This window comes from Streptomyces sp. N35, assembly GCF_016464295.1.
Classification (GTDB): Bacteria; Actinomycetota; Actinomycetes; order Streptomycetales; family Streptomycetaceae; genus Streptomyces.
Genome location: NZ_JAEIMH010000059.1, coordinates 2213 through 18909, shown reverse-complemented (window position 1 = coordinate 18909; position 16697 = coordinate 2213). Strand labels below are relative to the sequence as shown.

Genomic DNA, 16697 nt, shown 5'->3' with positions numbered 1-16697 from the left:
CCGGGGGGGGGGGGCCCGCGACCCCCCCCCCCGCCCCGCCCGTCCGTGGATACCAAGGCCCCCGAGGCAAACGACCAAGGGCATCGACGAGTGAACTACGCGATCGACCAGGCGATCCCGTCGAGGATGTCGTGCTCACTGACGACCACCTCGGACGCCCCGATCCGCTCCATGATCATGAGGAGCACCAGCGCGCCCGCCGCGATGACGTCCACGCGCCCCGGGTGCATCACGGGGATCGCGGCCCGCTCGTCGTGCGTCGCGGTGGTCAGCCGCTCGACCACGGCGGCGACCTGCTCGTACGGGATACGGGAGTGGTGGATCGCGGCCGAGTCGTACTCCGGCAGCCCGAGCGCGATCGCGGCGACCGTCGTGACGGAGCCGGCGAGGCCGACGAGCGTGCGCGCCTCACGCAGCGGGACGGTCCGCTCGGCGAGGTCGAGCGCGGCCGCGATATCGGCGCGGATGGCGGCGATACGGTCCGGGGTCGGCGGGTCGACGACCTCACCGCCGGCCACGAGATGCCGCTCGGTCATCCGCACGCAGCCGACGTCCACGCTGCGGGCCGCCCGCACCCCGGACTCTCCGACCACGAACTCCGTCGATCCGCCGCCGATGTCGACCACGAGATACGGCTTCGCCAGGTCGCTGCTGCCGGTCAGCTCCTTGGTCGCGCCGGTGAAGGAGAACTCCGCCTCCTGGTCACCGCTGATGACCTCCGGCTCGACCCCCAGGATCTCCAGAACGCCCCGTACGAAATCATCCCGGTTCGACGCGTCCCGCGAGGCCGAGGTGGCCACGAAGCGGATCTTCTCGGCGCCCAACTCCTTGATGGCGGCGGCGTATTCGCGGCAGGCGGCGAACGTGCGCTCCAGGGCCTCGGGGGCGAGGCGGCCGGTGCGGTCGACGCCCTGGCCGAGGCGGACGATCGTCATCCGGCGGTCCAGGTCGACGAGTTCACCCGTGGCGGGGTCGGCGTCGGCGACCAGGAGGCGGATCGAGTTCGTACCGCAGTCGATGGCGGCGACGCGGGTCACTCGGCACCGTCCCCGTCACCGGCGGACTCCCCTTCACCGGCGGACTCCGCGACCGTCACGCAGGCACCCTTGCGCCACCACTCCGGCAGCATCGCGAGCGCCTCGTCGCCGAGCGGGTTCACACCCGGTCCGGCCGCGAGCGAGTGGCCGACCAGAACGTGCAGGCACTTCACGCGGTCCGGCATACCGCCCGCCGACGGGAAGCCCTGGAGCACCTCGATCTCGTCGCGGCGCTTGATGTAGTCCTCGTGCGCGGCACGGTAGGCGGCGGCGAGCTCCGGGTCGGTCCCCAGGCGCTCGGTCATCTCCTTCATCACGCCGTTCGCCTCGAGCGTGCCGATGGCCGAGGAGGCCTTGGGGCACGTCAGGTAGTACAGCGTCGGGAAGGGCGTGCCGTCGGGCAGCCGGGGCGCGGTCTCGACGACATCCGGCTGGCCGCACGGGCAGCGGTGCGCGATGGCCCGCAGACCGCGCGGCGGGCGGCCGAGCTGCTGCTTGAAGGCCTCGACGTCGGCGTCGGTCGGCTCGGTGCGCGGGGTGGAGGGCGGCGGGGTTTCCATGCCTGGTCTTTCCATTGAAGAGAGCGGAACAGCAAAAGAGCGGGTGGATCAGTCGTCGGCCTGGCCGGCGCGGTCCATGGTGTCGACACCGTCGAAGAGGTTCACGTACCAGGCGCGGTCGGCGGTCGCCTTGGTGTCCTTGCGGCGCTCGCGGGCGGCGGACGGGTCGACCACGGTGTAGCCGGTCTCGCCGGGGTGCACCATGTGCAGCCGCTCGCGGGCCTGGCGCTCGATATAGGCCGGGTCCTGCCAGCGGGACTTCTCGTCGCGCAGCCGCTCGGTCTCGGCGCGCTCCTCGTCGAGGAGGCGCTGCTGCTCGGCGATGTCGGCGCGCTGGGCGACGTACTGCCTTATGGGATAGGCGAGCGCCACGATCAGCGAGCAGACGACCAGCGCGAGCAGTGCCGCGCGGCCGGTGAGCCGGGAGCGACGGGCCTGGCGGCGGGTCTGGGAACGGTAGACGCGGGCGGCGGTCTGTTCACCGAGCAGCCGGATCCGGGTGGTGGTGGAGAACCGGTCCCGGTCCCTCTTCGCTCCCATGCCCTCGCCTCCCCTTACACGCGTACGTCCCCGCACACGGTACGGGACCGGGTGCGGGGACGTACGTACGACTGGCTAGAGGCCTCGGCCATCAGCCACAAACGCCGTGATCAGCCCTTGAAGCGCGGGAAGGCGCTGCGGCCGGCGTACACCGCGGCGTCGTCGAGGATCTCCTCGATACGAAGGAGCTGGTTGTACTTGGCGACGCGCTCGGAGCGGGCCGGGGCACCGGTCTTGATCTGGCCGCAGTTGGTGGCGACGGCCAGGTCGGCGATGGTGACGTCCTCGGTCTCGCCGGAGCGGTGGGACATCATGCACTTGTAGCCGTTGGACTGCGCGAGCGAGACGGCCTCGAGGGTCTCGGTGAGCGAACCGATCTGGTTCACCTTGACCAGGAGGGCGTTCGCGGAGCCCTCCTCGATGCCGCGGGCCAGGCGCTCCGGGTTGGTGACGAAGAAGTCGTCGCCGACGATCTGGACCTTCTCGCCCAGCTTGTCGGTGAGGACCTTCCAGCCCGCCCAGTCGTCCTCGAACAGCGGGTCCTCGATGGAGACCATCGGGTACGCGGAGACGAGCTCCTCGTAGTACTCGGTCATCTCCGCGGCCGAGAGGGACTTGCCCTCGAACTCGTACTTGCCGTCCTTGTAGAACTCGGAGGCGGCGACGTCGAGCGCGAGCGCGATCTGCTGGCCGGGGATGTAACCGGCCTGCTTGATGGCCTCGACGATCAGGTCGAGGGCGGCGCGGTTGGAGTCCAGGTTCGGGGCGAAGCCGCCCTCGTCGCCGAGGCCGGTGGCCAGGCCCTTGCTCTTAAGGACGGACTTCAGCGTGTGGTAGACCTCGGTGCCCCAGCGAAGGGCCTCGGAGAAGGACTCCGCGCCGATCGGGGCGATCATGAACTCCTGGATGTCGACGTTGGAGTCGGCGTGGGAGCCACCGTTGAGGATGTTCATCATCGGAACGGGCAGCAGGTGCGCGTTCGGGCCGCCGAGGTAGCGGAACAGCGGAAGGTCGCTGGCCTCGGAGGCGGCGTGGGCGACGGCGAGCGAGACGCCGAGGATGGCGTTGGCGCCGAGGGAGCCCTTGTTGTCGGTGGCGTCCAGGTCGATCATGGCCTGGTCGATGAGGCGCTGCTCGGTGGCGTCGTAGCCGACGAGCTCCGGGCCGAGCTGCTCGATGACGGCCAGAACGGCCTTCTCGACACCCTTGCCCTGGTAGCGGTTGGCGTCTCCGTCACGGAGCTCCACAGCCTCGAACGCACCGGTGGAGGCACCGGACGGAACGGCAGCACGCCCGGTGCTGCCATCGTCGAGGCCAACCTCGACCTCGACCGTGGGGTTGCCTCGGGAGTCCAGGATTTCCCGGGCTACGACGACGTCGATGGACGGCACGAGCATCTCCTTCTGGGATGTGACGCTAGAAGTGCAGGGTCGCTTTGGCCTTGCGACAAGAGCCTAACCGGCTCTGAGGCTTCGGCCAGCCGACCGCCCGTCCCCTGGGACGAAAAGAGGCCCGAAGGCCCGTAATACGGGGCAGAAGGGCCTCTGACCGGACACCTTTATTACCGGCCGGTACGGAACGGGCCGGGCATATCGGGCAGGAGCGCAAGACCCCGGCCCGGCGGGGCGGGGGGGCCGGCGCGGGGGGGGGGGAGCGTGGGGGGAATCGCCGGGGGTGGCCGGCTCGGGTGGAGCCAGCGTGGCTCGGCTCAGGTGGAGCCGGCCTGGCTCAGCTCGGCTCAGCTCAGGTGGAGCTGCTGGCCCGGGAAGATGAAGTCCGCGTCGTCGACGATGTCGTCGTTCAGCTTGAAGAGCTTCTCCCAGCCGCCCTTGACGTCATGCGCCTCGGCGATCTTCGAGAGGGTGTCGCCGGACTTCACCTTGTACTCGCCGTCACCCTTCTCGACCTTCTTGCCGGTCGGGGTCTCGACGGTGCGCTGCGAGCGGTCGGCCTTCGGAGCGGACTCGCGCTGCGGCGCGGACTCCTGCTTCGGGGCCTGCTGCTGCGGAGCGGACTCCTGCGCGGCGCCGGCGCCGTTCGAGGCGTTGGACAGGCCCACGCCACAGCTCGGCCAGGCACCCTTGCCCTGGCCCGCGAGGACCTTCTCGCCGATGGCTATCTGCTGCGCCTTGGTGGCCTGGTCGGCGGTGGGCGCGTAGGCCGTGCCGCCGTAGCCGGACCAGGTGGAGGCCGAGAACTGCAGGCCGCCGTAGTAGCCGTTGCCGGTGTTGATCGACCAGTTGCCGCCCGACTCGCACTGGGCGACCTGGTCCCACTCGGAGGTGGTCGCGGCGGAGGCGGAGCCGGCGGTCATCAGCGGCGCGGCGATCGCGGTGCCGGCGACACCGGCCAGCGTGACGGCGCGGACGGCCTTCTCGCTCTTGGTCAGACGACGGTGCTTGCCAGTGCCCTTGCCCGAAAACAGCATGGAGTTTCCCCTCACCGACGCCTGCGAGGTGAGCTGTCGGGTTCGGGTGCAGTGAGTACCCGGTGTCCGAAATGAACGTGTATCCACGTATCGATATCGGACACTTCACCCCAAGCCGGGTTGGCGGTCTCTCAACCACCGCCCACGGCGCAAACCTTGGGTCCCCCGCTCCTGCCTACGGCGCATGACGCGACGACTGTTCCCGTACGTCCGCCGGCAGGATTCGGCGTGCGGTCGTCGGGGCTCACCAATGGCGAGCGGTCACGACCGTAAACGGGCAAACGCTCGAATTTCAAAGAGAATCGGGGGCGGTGAGACCCATCTCTCACTTCCCCCGAAGCTCCTTTATTACGGACATTCGCTGCCGAACTCGCCCATGTCCCTACCCCTGTTATCGCGTCAGTTCTGACCGAGCGCCAGGTCCTGGCCAGGCACGATGAGGTTCGGGTCGTCGCCGATGACCAGGCGGTTGCCGGCGTAAAGGGAAGTCCAGCCGCCCTCGACCTGCTGGTCGTCCGCGATGCCCCAAAGGCTGTCGCCGGGCCGCACGGTGTACGCGCCGTCCGCGGCGCCCGCGTCGCGCGCCTCGTCGTCACGCGAGGCATGCCGGCCGGAGGAGCCACGGTCGGCGTCGGCGGTGTCGTCGGGGGCGCGGTCGCCGCGGTGGCGGCCGGAGGAGTCGTCGGGCGAAGTGGCGGAATCGCCGCCGGAGTTGTCGGATTCGTCACTTCCGGCGGTGCCGCCGCCCTCCGTGCCGCCCGGAGTGGGCAGGTCGTCCGGAATGCCGGAATCGTCCGAGGGGGATGAGGGGGATACGGAGGAGCCGCCGAGGTTCCAGTCGCTCTCGCCGAACAGCGGGAGGTCACCGAGGCCGGGAGTGGCCGAGGCGGAAGGGTCACCAGTCGCCGAGGCGGAGGGGGCCGAGGGGTCCGAGGGGTCCGCAGTGGCCGAGGCGGAAGGGTCCGGCGATGCGGTCGATCCGTCCGCGTCCGACGTCGCGCCGCCGTCCGCCTTCTCGGACTTGTCCGTCTTGCCGGACTCGCCCTTGCCGTCCTGGGTCTTGTCCCGCTCGCTCTCCGGCGTGGCGCTCGGCGATGCCGTCACGAGCCCGGCGATCGGCGCGCACGTGGCCCAGGCCTGCGGGCCCTGCGCCGCGACGACCTTCTCGGCCACGGCTATCTGCTCGCCGCGGCTGGCCAGATCGGCGGTCGGCGCATAGTCGAGCCCGCCGAACTCCTCCCAGGTCGTTTGGTCGAACTGCAGCCCGCCGTAGTACCCGTTGCCGAAGTTCGCACTCCACACGCCGCCGCTCTCGCACTCGGCGAGGCGGTCCCAGCTGGAGCCGTCGGCCGCGCTCGCGCCCGTCGCGCCGAACAGCGGCAGGGCGAGCGCTGAGCCGGTGACGCCGGCTGCGACGACCAGGCCGGGGACCTGGCGGGGTCGACGGTGACGACCGTTCCCGGAAAGCATGTGAACGCCTTTCGCGTGACTGCACTGCTGAGGGACCACGGGGAACTCGGGCCCGTACATACGTCAGGTCCTGGGTCCCCAGTGGCAGCTGAGCTAAGCGGTGAACGTAGCCGCATTCGAACGTCAGTCACAAGTCGATGCAGCGCAGATCACGTGAAAGTCACAGTTTTGACGAGGCGTCAGTTACTGGACGTCGTCAGCGTGTTACGAGGCAGGGCGTTCTGGGGTGAACTCGACCGGTAGCGCCCGCAATCCGCGCATGATGAGCCCCCCACGCCACCGCAAATCGCCCTCTTCTCCCGCAAGCCGGAGATCCGGCAGACGCGTGAGCAAGGTGGCGAGCGCCGCCTGTCCTTCCAGTCGGGCGAGCGGCGCGCCGAGGCAGTAGTGGATGCCGTGCCCGTAGCCGAGGTGCTGGTTGTCGCGGCGGGAGAGGTCGAGGGTGTCCGGCTGCTCGAAGCGCTCGGGGTCCCGGTCGGCGGCGGCGAGGACGACGAGGACCGGGTCGCCGACGGCGATCCCCTGGCCGCCGATGGTCAGGTCCTGGGTGGCGAAACGCCAGGTCGCGAGCTCCACCGGCCCGTCGTAGCGCAGGAGTTCCTCGACTCCCGTCTCCAGGAGGCCCCGCTCCCCCACGGCCAGCGACTCCTGGAGGCGGGCGCGCTGTTCGGGGTGACGGAGGAGTTGATAGGTCCCGTTGCCGATCAGATTGACCGTGGTCTCGAAGCCGGCGAAGAGCAGGATGAAGGCCATCGCGGCCGCTTCGTTCTCGGTGAGGTGCTCGCCGTGGTCGCTCGCGCGGATGAGACCGGAGAGCAAGTCCTCGTCCGGCGCAGGGTGTTCGGGCAGTTCGGCGCGCTTGCGGTGGATCAGCTCGGCGAGATAGCCGCGCATCTTCTTGACGCTGCGCGCGACTCCTCCGCGCGGCCCGCCGCCATGACGGATCATCATGCCCGCCCAGTCACGGAAGTCGTCCTGGTCCTCGGCCGGTACGCCGAGCAGATCGCAGATCGCGTAGATGGGGAGCGGGAAGGCGAACTCGTGGATCAGATCCGCGCTCCCCTTCCGCGCGAAGGAGTCGATGAGCTGGTCGGTGAGCTCCTGCACCCGGGGCGCGAACGCGGCGACCCTGCGCGGCGTGAACGCCTTCGAGACCAGCCGCCTGAGCCGGGTGTGGTCCGGCGGGTCGATGTTGAGCAGATGGGTCATCAGGTCGGCCTTGCGTTCACCGGGGATGCCCGTCCTGCCCTTGGCCCGCTCGTCCCCGGCGTGGTGCACCGGATTCTTGCTGAGCCGCTGGTCGGCGAGCGCCTGCTTGGCGTCGGCGTACCGGGTGACCAGCCAGGCCTCGACCCCGCTGGGCAGCGTGGTGCGGTGCACCGGGGCGTGCTCGCGCAGCCAGGCGTAGGCGGGATACGGGTCGGTGGCGAACTCCCAGGTGAAGAGTTCAGGCGGAGTTGTTCCGGTCGGCGTGGGTCCGGTCGGGGCGGTGCTGGTCACCCCTCGACCGTATCCGCCTCTCCGCTCCCCTTCTCGCCGGCCTCCACGACCCTGATCGCGTCCCGGTACGCCCGCCCCGCCGCCCGCAGTGCGGCCTCCGGGTCGATTCCCTCGGATTCCGCGCGGACGGCCAGGGCGAGCAGTTCGTAGCCGAGGCCCGTGCCCTGGGGCAGCGGAACGTCGAGCCCTGCCGTACGGACCCGTGAGGCGAGCTTGGCGGCCAGGGCGAGGCCGGGCTGGCCGAGCGGGACGCCCTCGGTGACCGAGTCGCGCTGCTTCTCCTCGGCCTTGGTGCGCAGCCAGTGCGCCTTGACCTCTTCGGGGGTCTGCGCCGTGTCATCGCCGAAGACGTGGGGGTGGCGGTGGATCAGCTTGGTGACGATGGTGCCCGCGACATCGTCGATGTCGAAGGGCTCCTCTTCGTCCTCGGCGGCGATCCGGGCGTGGAAGACGACCTGGAGCAGGACGTCGCCGAGTTCTTCGCGCAGCTCCGTACGGTCGCCCTCCTCGATGGCCTCGACGAGTTCGTAGGCCTCCTCGATGCCGTATTTCGCCAGGCCCTTGTGGGTCTGCTGCGAGGACCAGGGGCACTCGCGGCGGATGCGGTCCATGACCTGGACGAGGTCGAGGAGGCGGGCGCCCGGCAGATCGTACGAGGCCGGGAGCAGCTCGAGGTCGGGCATCCGCACCCGGCCCGAACCCGCGAGCCGGGCCAGACCGTCGGTGAGCAGGGGGTCGCCCTCGCCGCTCGCGAGCACGATCACGGTGCGGTCGCCCGCGCAGGCGTCGATCAGTTCCTCGGCGGCGGGGGTGCGCTGCTCCACGGTGACGCCCGCCTCGCGCAGATACGGGAGTTGGGGGTGGGCCGGGTCGGCGCACAGGACGAGATCGGCGCTGTGCAGAGCCTGCCAGGCCGGCCAGGACAGGAGGCCGGGGGCCACGCGGTGGGTCGTGGTGAGCAGGACGATGCGGCCGGGGGCGTCGGGAGCGTTCACGTCGGCCAACGTACCCCGCGGCCGCGTCAGGGATTCACCCGTGCCCCGGGCTTTCGCCGGGCACGCACGCGTACCGCACCGTCACCTTCGCCGGACGCTCACGCGTACCGCACCGTCACCTTCTCGAAGCCGAGCGAGGTGAGCAGGCCCTCCAGCATCGCGGTGGTGTTGCGTTCCGCGCGGGCCGTCAGGCCGCTGTCCTTGGCCGCGGCGGAGATGTGCCGGACCGCGAGCTTGTTCACCGCCTGTTCGCCGGCCGGGTTGTCGGAGAACAGGTCACCGAGCCGGTCCAGAATTCCGCGCTGCTTGGAGACGGTGTAGGAGCGGTCGGGGTCGAGCGTGGCCTTGGCGAGCTTCGCGTGCGGCAGGACGAGGGTGGCCGCGGTGCGTTCCTTGTCGACGCGGACGTTGTCCTCCTTCAGGGCGCCCAGGTCGACATAGGCGCTGGCGGTGCCGGAGCCGACGAACAGGGTGCGGGTGCCGCGGATCGCGTCGGGCAGGAACTTGGCGTCCTTCTCCAGGTCGACGACGACCTGGTAGGAGCCGGCGGCGCCTTCGTAACGGCTCATGTCCCGCAGCGACTTCAGTACGGCGGGGCCTGAGCGGTCCTTGGTCTCGGAGCCGAAGATGTCGTCGAGGCCGGGCAGCAGGCGCAGCTGTCCGGCGAGCAGGACGAGGACGAGGGCCACGACGAGCGCGGCCGGGAGTTTGATCCACCAGGGCAGCCTGCGTGCGGAGCTTTCCTTGCCGAGCGGCCGCCGGGGCTTGGTCTCGGTGGTTGTCATACGGGCCGAGTGCCCGCGTCGGGCGCGGGCACTCATACGGCCGGGGGGGTTACGCCTCCTTGGCGCCTGACACCTGACGCAGCCACGGCGTCACCGTGTCCGCGCGGCGGCTCTTGGTCATGTCCCAGGTGCCGTAACGGGGGTTGAGGTCCACGTCCAGGGAGCGGGAGGCGTCCGAGAGTGCCTTCCAGAAGGCCTGCTGTCCGGTCTCGGTCTGGGGGTCGGCGCCCAGGGCCTGGTACAGCTTCTGGGCCTCGATCTCCGTACGGAGGGAGTCGTCGATCCGCGACGGCGGGATGTTGTACTGCTGCAGCCAGCCCGCCTCCAGGGCCTCCTGGCTGCCGGCCTGCTTGACCAGTTCGCCGCGCAGGCCCTGGATCTCCTTGCGGGTCACGGTGACGCCCGCGTCCTCGGCGGCCTGGTGCAGGACGCGGTCGAGGACCATCGACTGCAGGGTGTCGCGGGTGAGGCCGCCGGTCTTCTCCACCGCCTGGGCGTAGTTGTCCGTCTTGGCCGTGGCCGCCTGCTGGGCACTGCGCACCTCGTTGACCCGGGACTGGAGCTGCGCCATGGAGATGCGCTCCTCGCCGACGACGGCGGCGGCGCCGGGATGGGCCTCGTTCGAGCAGGCGGCCAGGAGGGGCGCCGCGGCCAGAAGGGCAGCGGAGAGGGTGAGTGCGGTGCGACGGCGGCGGTGCAAAGGGGGCCTCCCGGCGGCTGCGGCGAGATTGTGCGTCAGTGCACAAGCCTTGCGGTGATCGATGTTAGGCAGTGGGCGTGCGGTTCGGCCACTGGTTCGACCAACGATTCATGGGCAGTTCGGGATGCGCGTCCATACCGGTGCGCTGTCAGCCGCGTACCTGCCCCAGCCAGTGCAGCGTGCGGCGGATTTCGCCCGGGAACGCGTGCGCGGGTCCGTGCACCCGTTCCGCGTCGTACAGGAGCGCGCGCAGCATGTCGTGGGCGGCGGCGCGGTCGCCGAGGGCGAGCAGCAAGTGGCCGATGCGGCGGCGGACTTCGAGGGCGATCTCGCGGTCGGTGGTCGCGTACTGGTTCTCGTAGTACGGAAGGAGCGCCCGGTATTCGGTGAGGGCGGCGGCCGGTTCGCCGAGCTGTTCGAGGCACTGGGCGGCGTCGTAGCGGAACTGCAGGGCGGCCGGATCGGCGACGCCCGCCTCCGCCGCGCGTTCGTCGGCGAGGCGGCGCAGTTCGGGCAGGGCACGGCGGTACTGGCCGTCGTCCATCAGCGTCGCCGCGTACTGCTTGCGCAGGGTGCGTACGACCGGTGAGTGCTCGCCGTGCTGTGCGGCGGCGGCGGGCAGGATCGCGCCGAGGATGTCGACGGCCTGGGTGATGCGGCCCTCGCCGAGCAGTCGCTTCACGTCGTCCACGGCCTGGGCGACATCCGGGCGTTTGCTCGTGGACTCCATGGGTGTGGGCTGCGCGGCGGGTGTTCGGGCGCGGTCCGGCCAGGGTGCGCTGGGGCGCAGGAACGGGCGGGTGGGGTCGAGCGGTCCGCTCGGGTTGCCGCGCGTGGGCAGCAGCGGGACGAGTGCCTCGTACACCTCCTGGGTGGAGGCGGGCCGGTGCTGCGGGTCCTTGGCGAGCATGCGCAGGACCAGGGCTTCGAGCGCTTCGGGGGTCTCGGGGCGCAACTGGCGTACGGGCAGCGGGGGTTCGTACAGGTGCCGGTGCAGGACGCCGAGTGCGGTGGTGCCCGCGAAGGGCACGTTGCCGCTGAGGAGTTCGTGCAGCAGGACGCCGAGGGCGTAGATGTCGGTGTACGGGCCGACCGCGCCGCCCATGGCCTGCTCGGGTGCCATGTATGCGGGGCTGCCGATCGGGGAGCCGGTGTGGGTGAGGCGGGTGGTGTCGGAGTCGATGACGGAGGCGACGCCCAGGTCGAGGACGGTGAGGGTGCCGTCGGGCTTCACCATCACGTTGCGCGGCTTGAGGTCGCGGTGGACGATCGGCACCGCGTGCACGGCGGAGAGCACGGCGCACAGCTGGGTGGCGACGGCCACGGCCCAGGGCCAGGGGTACGGGTCGTGTTCGGCGAGGTGGTCGGCGAGGTCGGACCCGTCGACGTACTGCATCACGAGGTAGAGGTCGTCGTCCGCGCTGCCCGCGTCGTGCACGGTGACGAGGCCGGGGTGGTCGACCTGGGCGGTGACGCGGCACTCGCGCACGAAGCGGCGGCGCAGCTCGTCGGCCTCCTGGCCCGCGACCTTGTCGGGGCGCAGGAGCTTGACGGCGACGCGGCGGTCGAGGCGCTGGTCGTACGCCGTCCAGACCTGGCCCATGCCGCCTTGCCCGATGAGCGTGGACAGTTCGTAGCGGCCGGCGATGACGCGTCCGGTCACGCTCACCTGTTGTCCTCCGGGCGGCGGTCACGGTCGTTCGGGCTGTTCGGCGGCGGGAAGTCACGTCCGCTCTGCCCGTGGGGCCCGTTCGACGGGTCGTCGTGTCCGCGCAGGAAGCTGCTCAACTCGTCGAGTTCGGCGCGCACTTGGTCGATACGCGCGGGCGCGGGGCGCTGCGCGGCCGGCGGCGGAGTGGGTATCGGCTGCTGAGGCGGGGTGGGTATCGGCTGCTGCGGCGGGGTCGGCAGGGGCTGCTGCTGCGGGTGCATCGGCGCGGTGACGCCCTGGTGCGGGACGCCCTGCCCGTACGCGGTGGGGGCGGTGGGCGGGTAGCCGTAGGCCTGGGGCTGCTTCTGCAGGGAGGGGTAGCCGACGGTGGCCGGGCCGCTCCAGCCGTGGAAGTGCTTGATGTCCGCGTACAGGTAGTACGTGACACAGGCGATGAGGTTGCCGAGCAGCAGGAGCAGGCCGAACCACTCCTGGTTGGTGTCGATGTCATCGGTCGGTTCGTTGCCGATGAGGAAGAGGGACAGCGCGACCACGACCAGGGCCAGGGCGAACAGCACCCAGTCCTTGGCCTTCTTGGTCAGGACGGCGACCCGGATCAGCGGCGCCCAGGCGAGCATGCCGCACAAGCCGATGGCGAGCACGACGAAGACCACGCGCAGGGTCACCAGCGCCGCGTCGGAGGGACGGCGGCTTGGCGGTGGTGCGTAGCCGGGGCCGTGCATGGGGCTGCTCCTGAAAGCGAATCCTGGAACCGAACGGGGTGCCGAGTCGGGACGTGCAGAGATGAGCGTATAAGGCGACCAGGACAACCGGACCGGGGTTGTACGTGATCGAGGAAATCGATCCGGTCACGGAAAGCGCGGACCCGTGGGCTCCGTTTCCGCCCGGGTCCGCGCTTCGGTCAGGCCGGTGCGATCGTCCCGTCCGTCAGGCCGTCGTACGTCCCCTGGACCAGCCGCTCCCCGAGCCGCGTCGCCTGCCGCAGGGTGTCCTCGAAGGCCGCGAGGGCGCGGAACCGCTCCCCGTACGCGCGCTGCTGTTCGAGCGGCAGGCGCGGGAGCTGGAGGCGGCGGACGTCGAGGCGGGTGGCGGTCGAGGCGTAGCTGCTGGCCTGGCGGTTGTTGGCGGTGCCGCGCAGGAAGCCCGCGAGGAACCAGGGGTCGAGGGCCGCCGGGTCGGGTCTGAGCAGGGACAGATTGCGGCCGAGTGCGGCGCCGGCGGTGGCGGCGTCGATGACACGGGTGACGCTGCCGGCGCCGAGGACGGGGACGACGACGTCGCCCTCTTCGGTGAGTTCGGGGGCTTCGTGGTCCTCGGGCAGCGTGCCGGAGGGGGCGGCGGCGGTGAAGACGTCGTGGTCGGTGAGGACGGGGACGGTGCCGCCGAGCGCCACGGCCGCGTTGCCGGTCCTGAGGGTGAGGGCGCCCGCGCGGGCGAGTTCGCCGATGGTGGTGAGCGGCCAGCGTGCGTCGGGGGCCGGTTCGGCGGCGGGCGGGGTGAGTTCGGCGGTCAGCCTGAGGGTGTCGGTGAGCTTTTCCCGTACGGAGGTGAGCTGCTCGATCCCGCCGGCGGCCGTGGACGGGGGCAGATGGCGTGCGGGCGCGAGGTCCACGTCGTCGTCGAGGAGGTCGATCACCGCGAGGGCGCGGGCGAGGCCCGGCTGCTCCTCGGCGGTGCCGGTGCGCTCGTACGCCTCCCAGGCCTCGGTGACCGCGGACTGCAGGGCGGGCCAGGGCAGTTCGGGCTGTCCTTCTGGTACGAGTGAGGCGGTGTCCATCAGGAGCAGTTCGGCGGGCATGGGGGTCCCCCCTGTTCGAGCGGAGCCGTGAACTTGGGGGCGGGTGGCCGGGCCCGGGCGGCGCAGGATCCACAGGTGCAGCGGGATGTTGTGCGGGGGTGCGGCGCCCGCGGGCAGCGCGATCACGGCGCGCAGGACGCCGCGGCGCAGCAGATCGGCGCGGATGCGGCGGCCGGAGCGGCGGGACGCGGCGGCGGGCGGCATCAGCAGGACGGCGGTGCCGCCGTCGGCGAGCCGGGCCAGCGCGTGCTGGACCCAGGCGAGCTCGGATTCGGTGCGGGCCGGGAAGCCGTACTCCCAGCGGGGGTCGTAGGCCAGTTCGTCATGGCCCCAGTTGCGCTCGTTGAACGGCGGATGGCAGACCACCGCGTCGGCCCTGAGCTGCGGGAAGGCGTCGGCGCGCAGGGAGTCGCCGGCCTGGGTGCGGATGTGTGCGTGGCCGGCGAGGGCCAGGCGCAGGGCGGTGAGGGCGGCGAGTTCGGGTGCCGAGTCCTGGCCGTGCAGCTCCAGGTCGGGGCGCGCTGCGACGGCCCTGAGCAGGGCGCCGGTGCCGCAGGCCGGGTCGAGGACGGTGCGTACGGGTCCGGCGAGGCGGGCGATCAGCTCGGCGGGCCCTGCCGGAGTGGGCGTGTACTGGCGGGAGTTGGCGTCCAGATGGCGGCCGAGGAGGAACTCGAAGGCCCGCGGGGTCCCCAGCTGGGCGGCGAGCTGGGCGGCTGCGCGCAGCAGCGGTACGGAGGCGTGCAGGGCCTCGGTGGACGGGACCTGGACCGCCCGGTGGCGGCCGGCGCCGAAGCGGTCGGTGAGCACCTTGTCGTACGCGTCCGGGAGCAGTTCGGCCAGGCGCCGGTCGGAGAGCGCGTTGAGCTCGAGCCAGTCGGTGGGGCGCTCGTGCACGAGCAGCAGTTCACAGCCGATGTGCAGCAGCGCGGTGCCGGGGCCCTCGGGGTGTCCCGTGAGCTGCTGCCAGACGCGCTCGCGCAGCGGGACCTCGGCGAGTTTGCCCTGGCGGCGCAGCCAGTCCTCGACCTCGGACAGCGCGAAGGACGGGCTGGTCTCGGTACCGCCCACGGGCTTGGGGAAGTCGGCATGTCGGCGGCGCCAGTTGCTCACGGCGGCCCGGCCCACCCCGGCGAGCCGGGCGATTCCGGCGGCGGTCACCTCTGTCGCACTCGTAGGCACCCGGCTGGCTCCCCTCTGGATACGGCCCCATGCGCACGGATACGGCTCGGCGCTGCGGATGCGCTGGATCCTATCGCTCACACGCGTGAACGGACCAGTTCCCGTGAACCGTGTTGACTCGGTTCACAGCGTCTGCTCTTATTGACCCAGCGGTTCACAGCCCACCGAGTTCACGGGCTCACAGCCGGTCTACGACTGTTCCCCTTGTGCACGAAAGGTGCTCCAGATGTCTCAGCAGCCCCAGTGGTCGCAGCAGTCCCAGCAGCCTCAGCAGCCTCAGCAGCCGATGTACGGCTCGCAGGGCTCGTACGGCCCCCAGCACGCCGCCCCTCAGCCGCCGCCCAGACGGAGCTGGGTCGCCCGCCACAAGGTGCTCACCGCGATCGGCGCGATCGTCGTGGTCGTCGCGATCGGCGGGGCGCTCGGGGCCGGCGGCGACGACGGTTCGGACGGCTCGAAGGACTCCGCCTCGGTGTCGGCGGGCACCGGCGGCGACAGCAAGGCCAAGGACGGCGACAAGCCGAAGAAGGCCGAGGACGCCCCCGAGGACAAGGTCGCCATCGACGGCGACGGGGACTTCGAGGTCGGCGCCGACGTCAAGCCCGGCACGTACAGGACGACGGGCAACGACGACGGCATGTGCTACTGGGAGCGCCTCAAGGACTCCAAGGGCGAGCTCGAGTCGATCCTGGCCAACGACAACGTGACCGGCACCTCGTACGTGACGATCAAGCCCGGCGACAAGCTGTTCAAGTCCTCGGACTGCAACGGCTGGACCGCGGTCGACGAGGCCGCCAAGGGCTCGCCGAAGGGCGGGGACGTCAAGGGCGACGGCGGCATGTTCAAGGTCGGCGTCGACATCGCCCCGGGCACGTACAAGTCCAGCGGGAACACGGACGACATGTGCTACTGGGAGCGCTCGAAGGACGCCGAGCACGGCCTGGAGTCCATCGCCGCCAACGAGAACGTGAACGGCAACGGGATCGTGACGATCACCGCGAAGGACGCCTACTTCAAGACGACCGGGTGCCAGGACTGGAAGAAGACGGGCTGATCAGCCCCGTCGCACCGGACTGAACACCTCACCCGGAGCCCCGTCCCCTCGTCGTCCCCACCACCCCGCACTCATCACCCGCTCACCCACCCCACATCAACTTTCTCCGGGGGGAGAACCACCATGCGCCGCACCGTCCTCACCACCGCCGCCCTCGCCCTGAGCGCCGCTCTCGCGCTCACCGCCTGCGGGTCCGAGAAGTCCGCCGGCTCGTCGGACAAGGGCAAGAACGCGGGCAACAGCTCCGCCGAGAGCAAGGAGCCGTTCGCCGACGCGTCCGGTCCCGAGATCGCCGACCAGGCCGTCGAGGCGACCAGCTCCGCGAAGTCCCTGCGCGTCAAGGGCACTGTTCCGGATGCCGAGTTGGGCGCGATCACCCTCGACATGGCCATGGACACGAAGGGCGTCTGCGCGGGCTCCATGTCCGTGGGCGGTCAGGGCAAGGCCGAGATCGTCAACGACGGCAGGACCGTCTACATGAAGTACGACGAGGCCTTCCTGCGCGCCCAGAGCAAGGGCGAGGCGAAGGCGGAGGTGGACGCCGCCGTCGACATGCTGGGCGACCGCTGGGTGAAGACCTCCGCGACGGGCGAAGGCTCCGAGGACCTGAAGGCCTTCTGCGATCTCGACCAGCTGCTCGGCGAGTTCAAGGGCGGGGACTCGGCGGCCCGCAAGGGGAAGGTGACGACGGTCGACGGCCAGGAGGCCATCACGCTCACCGAGAACGACGGCGCGGAGCGCTACACGATCTACGTGGCGACGAAGGGGAAGCCGTATCTGCTCAAGCTCACCTCGGACGCGGCGAAGGACGGCGAGGACCTGACCTTCACCGACTACGACAAGCCGGTGGACGCGAAGGCGCCGACGGGTGATGTGCTCGACCTCGACACGATGTAGTCACCCGTACGTACGGGAAGGGGATGCCCCTCCCCGGCGGGGGGGGGGCGCCCTCTCTGCTGTGTGGGCGGCGCGCCCC

15 protein-coding genes and 1 riboswitch are annotated in these 16697 nt (G+C 70.9%); of the genes, 2 read left to right on the top strand and 13 right to left on the bottom strand.

Annotated features, from left to right (window positions below):
• Positions 1–95: 95 nt before the first annotated feature.
• From JAO81_RS28205 to JAO81_RS28145, 13 genes are all read right to left on the bottom strand, one after another.
• Positions 96–1037 carry a Ppx/GppA phosphatase family protein gene (locus tag JAO81_RS28205; RefSeq protein ID WP_199550776.1) on the bottom strand — a complete coding sequence of 314 codons (942 nt, stop codon included), beginning with the start codon at positions 1035–1037 and terminating at the stop codon, positions 96–98.
• Complete coding sequence (locus JAO81_RS28200; protein WP_199550775.1) at positions 1034–1597, bottom strand: DUF501 domain-containing protein; 564 nt, start codon at positions 1595–1597, stop codon at positions 1034–1036. Before JAO81_RS28200 ends, JAO81_RS28205 begins: the two co-directional genes overlap by 4 nt.
• Before the next feature lie 48 nt (positions 1598–1645).
• Positions 1646–2137, bottom strand: a complete 492-nt coding sequence (locus JAO81_RS28195) for a septum formation initiator family protein (protein ID WP_199550774.1) — start codon at positions 2135–2137, stop codon at positions 1646–1648.
• 110 nt (positions 2138–2247) lie between these two features.
• Entirely contained in the window at positions 2248–3534 is a 1287-nt protein-coding gene (eno, locus tag JAO81_RS28190) for a phosphopyruvate hydratase (protein ID WP_199550773.1), read from the bottom strand.
• Positions 3535–3875: 341 nt separating this feature from the next.
• A complete protein-coding gene (locus JAO81_RS28185; protein WP_199550772.1) occupies positions 3876–4565 on the bottom strand; it encodes a transglycosylase family protein in 690 nt (229 codons plus the stop codon).
• A 3-nt stretch (positions 4566–4568) separates the two neighbouring features.
• Positions 4569–4758: riboswitch (cyclic di-AMP (ydaO/yuaA leader) on the bottom strand.
• A gap of 206 nt (positions 4759–4964) precedes the next feature.
• Positions 4965–6035, bottom strand: coding sequence for a transglycosylase family protein (locus JAO81_RS28180; protein WP_199550771.1), 1071 nt, complete (start codon positions 6033–6035; stop codon positions 4965–4967).
• 204 nt (positions 6036–6239) lie between these two features.
• On the bottom strand, positions 6240–7535 hold the full coding sequence (locus JAO81_RS28175; RefSeq protein WP_199550770.1) for a cytochrome P450: 1296 nt from the start codon (positions 7533–7535) through the stop codon (positions 6240–6242).
• Positions 7532–8530 (bottom strand): nucleoside triphosphate pyrophosphohydrolase, encoded by a 999-nt coding sequence (locus JAO81_RS28170; protein WP_307813783.1) that lies wholly within the window; start codon positions 8528–8530, stop codon positions 7532–7534. The genes JAO81_RS28175 and JAO81_RS28170 overlap by 4 nt, the downstream gene beginning before the upstream one ends.
• A 98-nt stretch (positions 8531–8628) precedes the next feature.
• Entirely contained in the window at positions 8629–9315 is a 687-nt protein-coding gene (locus tag JAO81_RS28165; protein ID WP_233416029.1) for a DUF4230 domain-containing protein, read from the bottom strand.
• 49 nt (positions 9316–9364) lie between these two features.
• Positions 9365–10015, bottom strand: coding sequence for a SurA N-terminal domain-containing protein (locus JAO81_RS28160; RefSeq protein WP_199550767.1), 651 nt, complete (start codon positions 10013–10015; stop codon positions 9365–9367).
• Positions 10016–10163: 148 nt separating this feature from the next.
• On the bottom strand, positions 10164–11684 hold the full coding sequence (locus tag JAO81_RS28155; protein WP_199550766.1) for a serine/threonine-protein kinase: 1521 nt from the start codon (positions 11682–11684) through the stop codon (positions 10164–10166).
• Positions 11681–12409: a hypothetical protein gene (locus JAO81_RS28150; protein WP_199550765.1), complete on the bottom strand. Its 729-nt coding sequence runs from the start codon at positions 12407–12409 to the stop codon at positions 11681–11683. Before JAO81_RS28150 ends, JAO81_RS28155 begins: the two co-directional genes overlap by 4 nt.
• Before the next feature lie 179 nt (positions 12410–12588).
• Complete coding sequence (locus JAO81_RS28145) at positions 12589–14667, bottom strand: N-6 DNA methylase (RefSeq protein WP_199550806.1); 2079 nt, start codon at positions 14665–14667, stop codon at positions 12589–12591.
• A 226-nt stretch (positions 14668–14893) separates the two neighbouring features.
• Between JAO81_RS28145 and JAO81_RS28140 the strand changes: the two genes are divergently transcribed.
• On the top strand, positions 14894–15721 hold the full coding sequence (locus JAO81_RS28140) for a hypothetical protein (RefSeq protein ID WP_233416028.1): 828 nt from the start codon (positions 14894–14896) through the stop codon (positions 15719–15721).
• Between the two features lie 123 nt (positions 15722–15844).
• The gene (locus JAO81_RS28135) at positions 15845–16618 is read left to right on the top strand and encodes a hypothetical protein (RefSeq protein ID WP_199550764.1); all 774 of its coding nucleotides are present in this window, start codon (positions 15845–15847) and stop codon (positions 16616–16618) included.
• Positions 16619–16697 lie beyond the last annotated feature (79 nt).

What these genes read in the sequence shown, in the direction of transcription:
- JAO81_RS28200 (WP_199550775.1), bottom strand. Translation starts at nt 1,597, where the DNA reads ATGGAAACCCCGCCGCCCTCCACCCCGCGCACCGAGCCGACCGACGCC.
- JAO81_RS28195 (WP_199550774.1), bottom strand. Translation starts at nt 2,137, where the DNA reads ATGGGAGCGAAGAGGGACCGGGACCGGTTCTCCACCACCACCCGGATC.
- eno (WP_199550773.1), bottom strand. Translation starts at nt 3,534, where the DNA reads ATGCTCGTGCCGTCCATCGACGTCGTCGTAGCCCGGGAAATCCTGGAC.
- JAO81_RS28185 (WP_199550772.1), bottom strand. Translation starts at nt 4,565, where the DNA reads ATGCTGTTTTCGGGCAAGGGCACTGGCAAGCACCGTCGTCTGACCAAG.
- JAO81_RS28180 (WP_199550771.1), bottom strand. Translation starts at nt 6,035, where the DNA reads ATGCTTTCCGGGAACGGTCGTCACCGTCGACCCCGCCAGGTCCCCGGC.
- JAO81_RS28165 (WP_233416029.1), bottom strand. Translation starts at nt 9,315, where the DNA reads ATGACAACCACCGAGACCAAGCCCCGGCGGCCGCTCGGCAAGGAAAGC.
- JAO81_RS28150 (WP_199550765.1), bottom strand. Translation starts at nt 12,409, where the DNA reads ATGCACGGCCCCGGCTACGCACCACCGCCAAGCCGCCGTCCCTCCGAC.
- JAO81_RS28140 (WP_233416028.1), top strand. Translation starts at nt 14,894, where the DNA reads ATGTCTCAGCAGCCCCAGTGGTCGCAGCAGTCCCAGCAGCCTCAGCAG.
- JAO81_RS28135 (WP_199550764.1), top strand. Translation starts at nt 15,845, where the DNA reads ATGCGCCGCACCGTCCTCACCACCGCCGCCCTCGCCCTGAGCGCCGCT.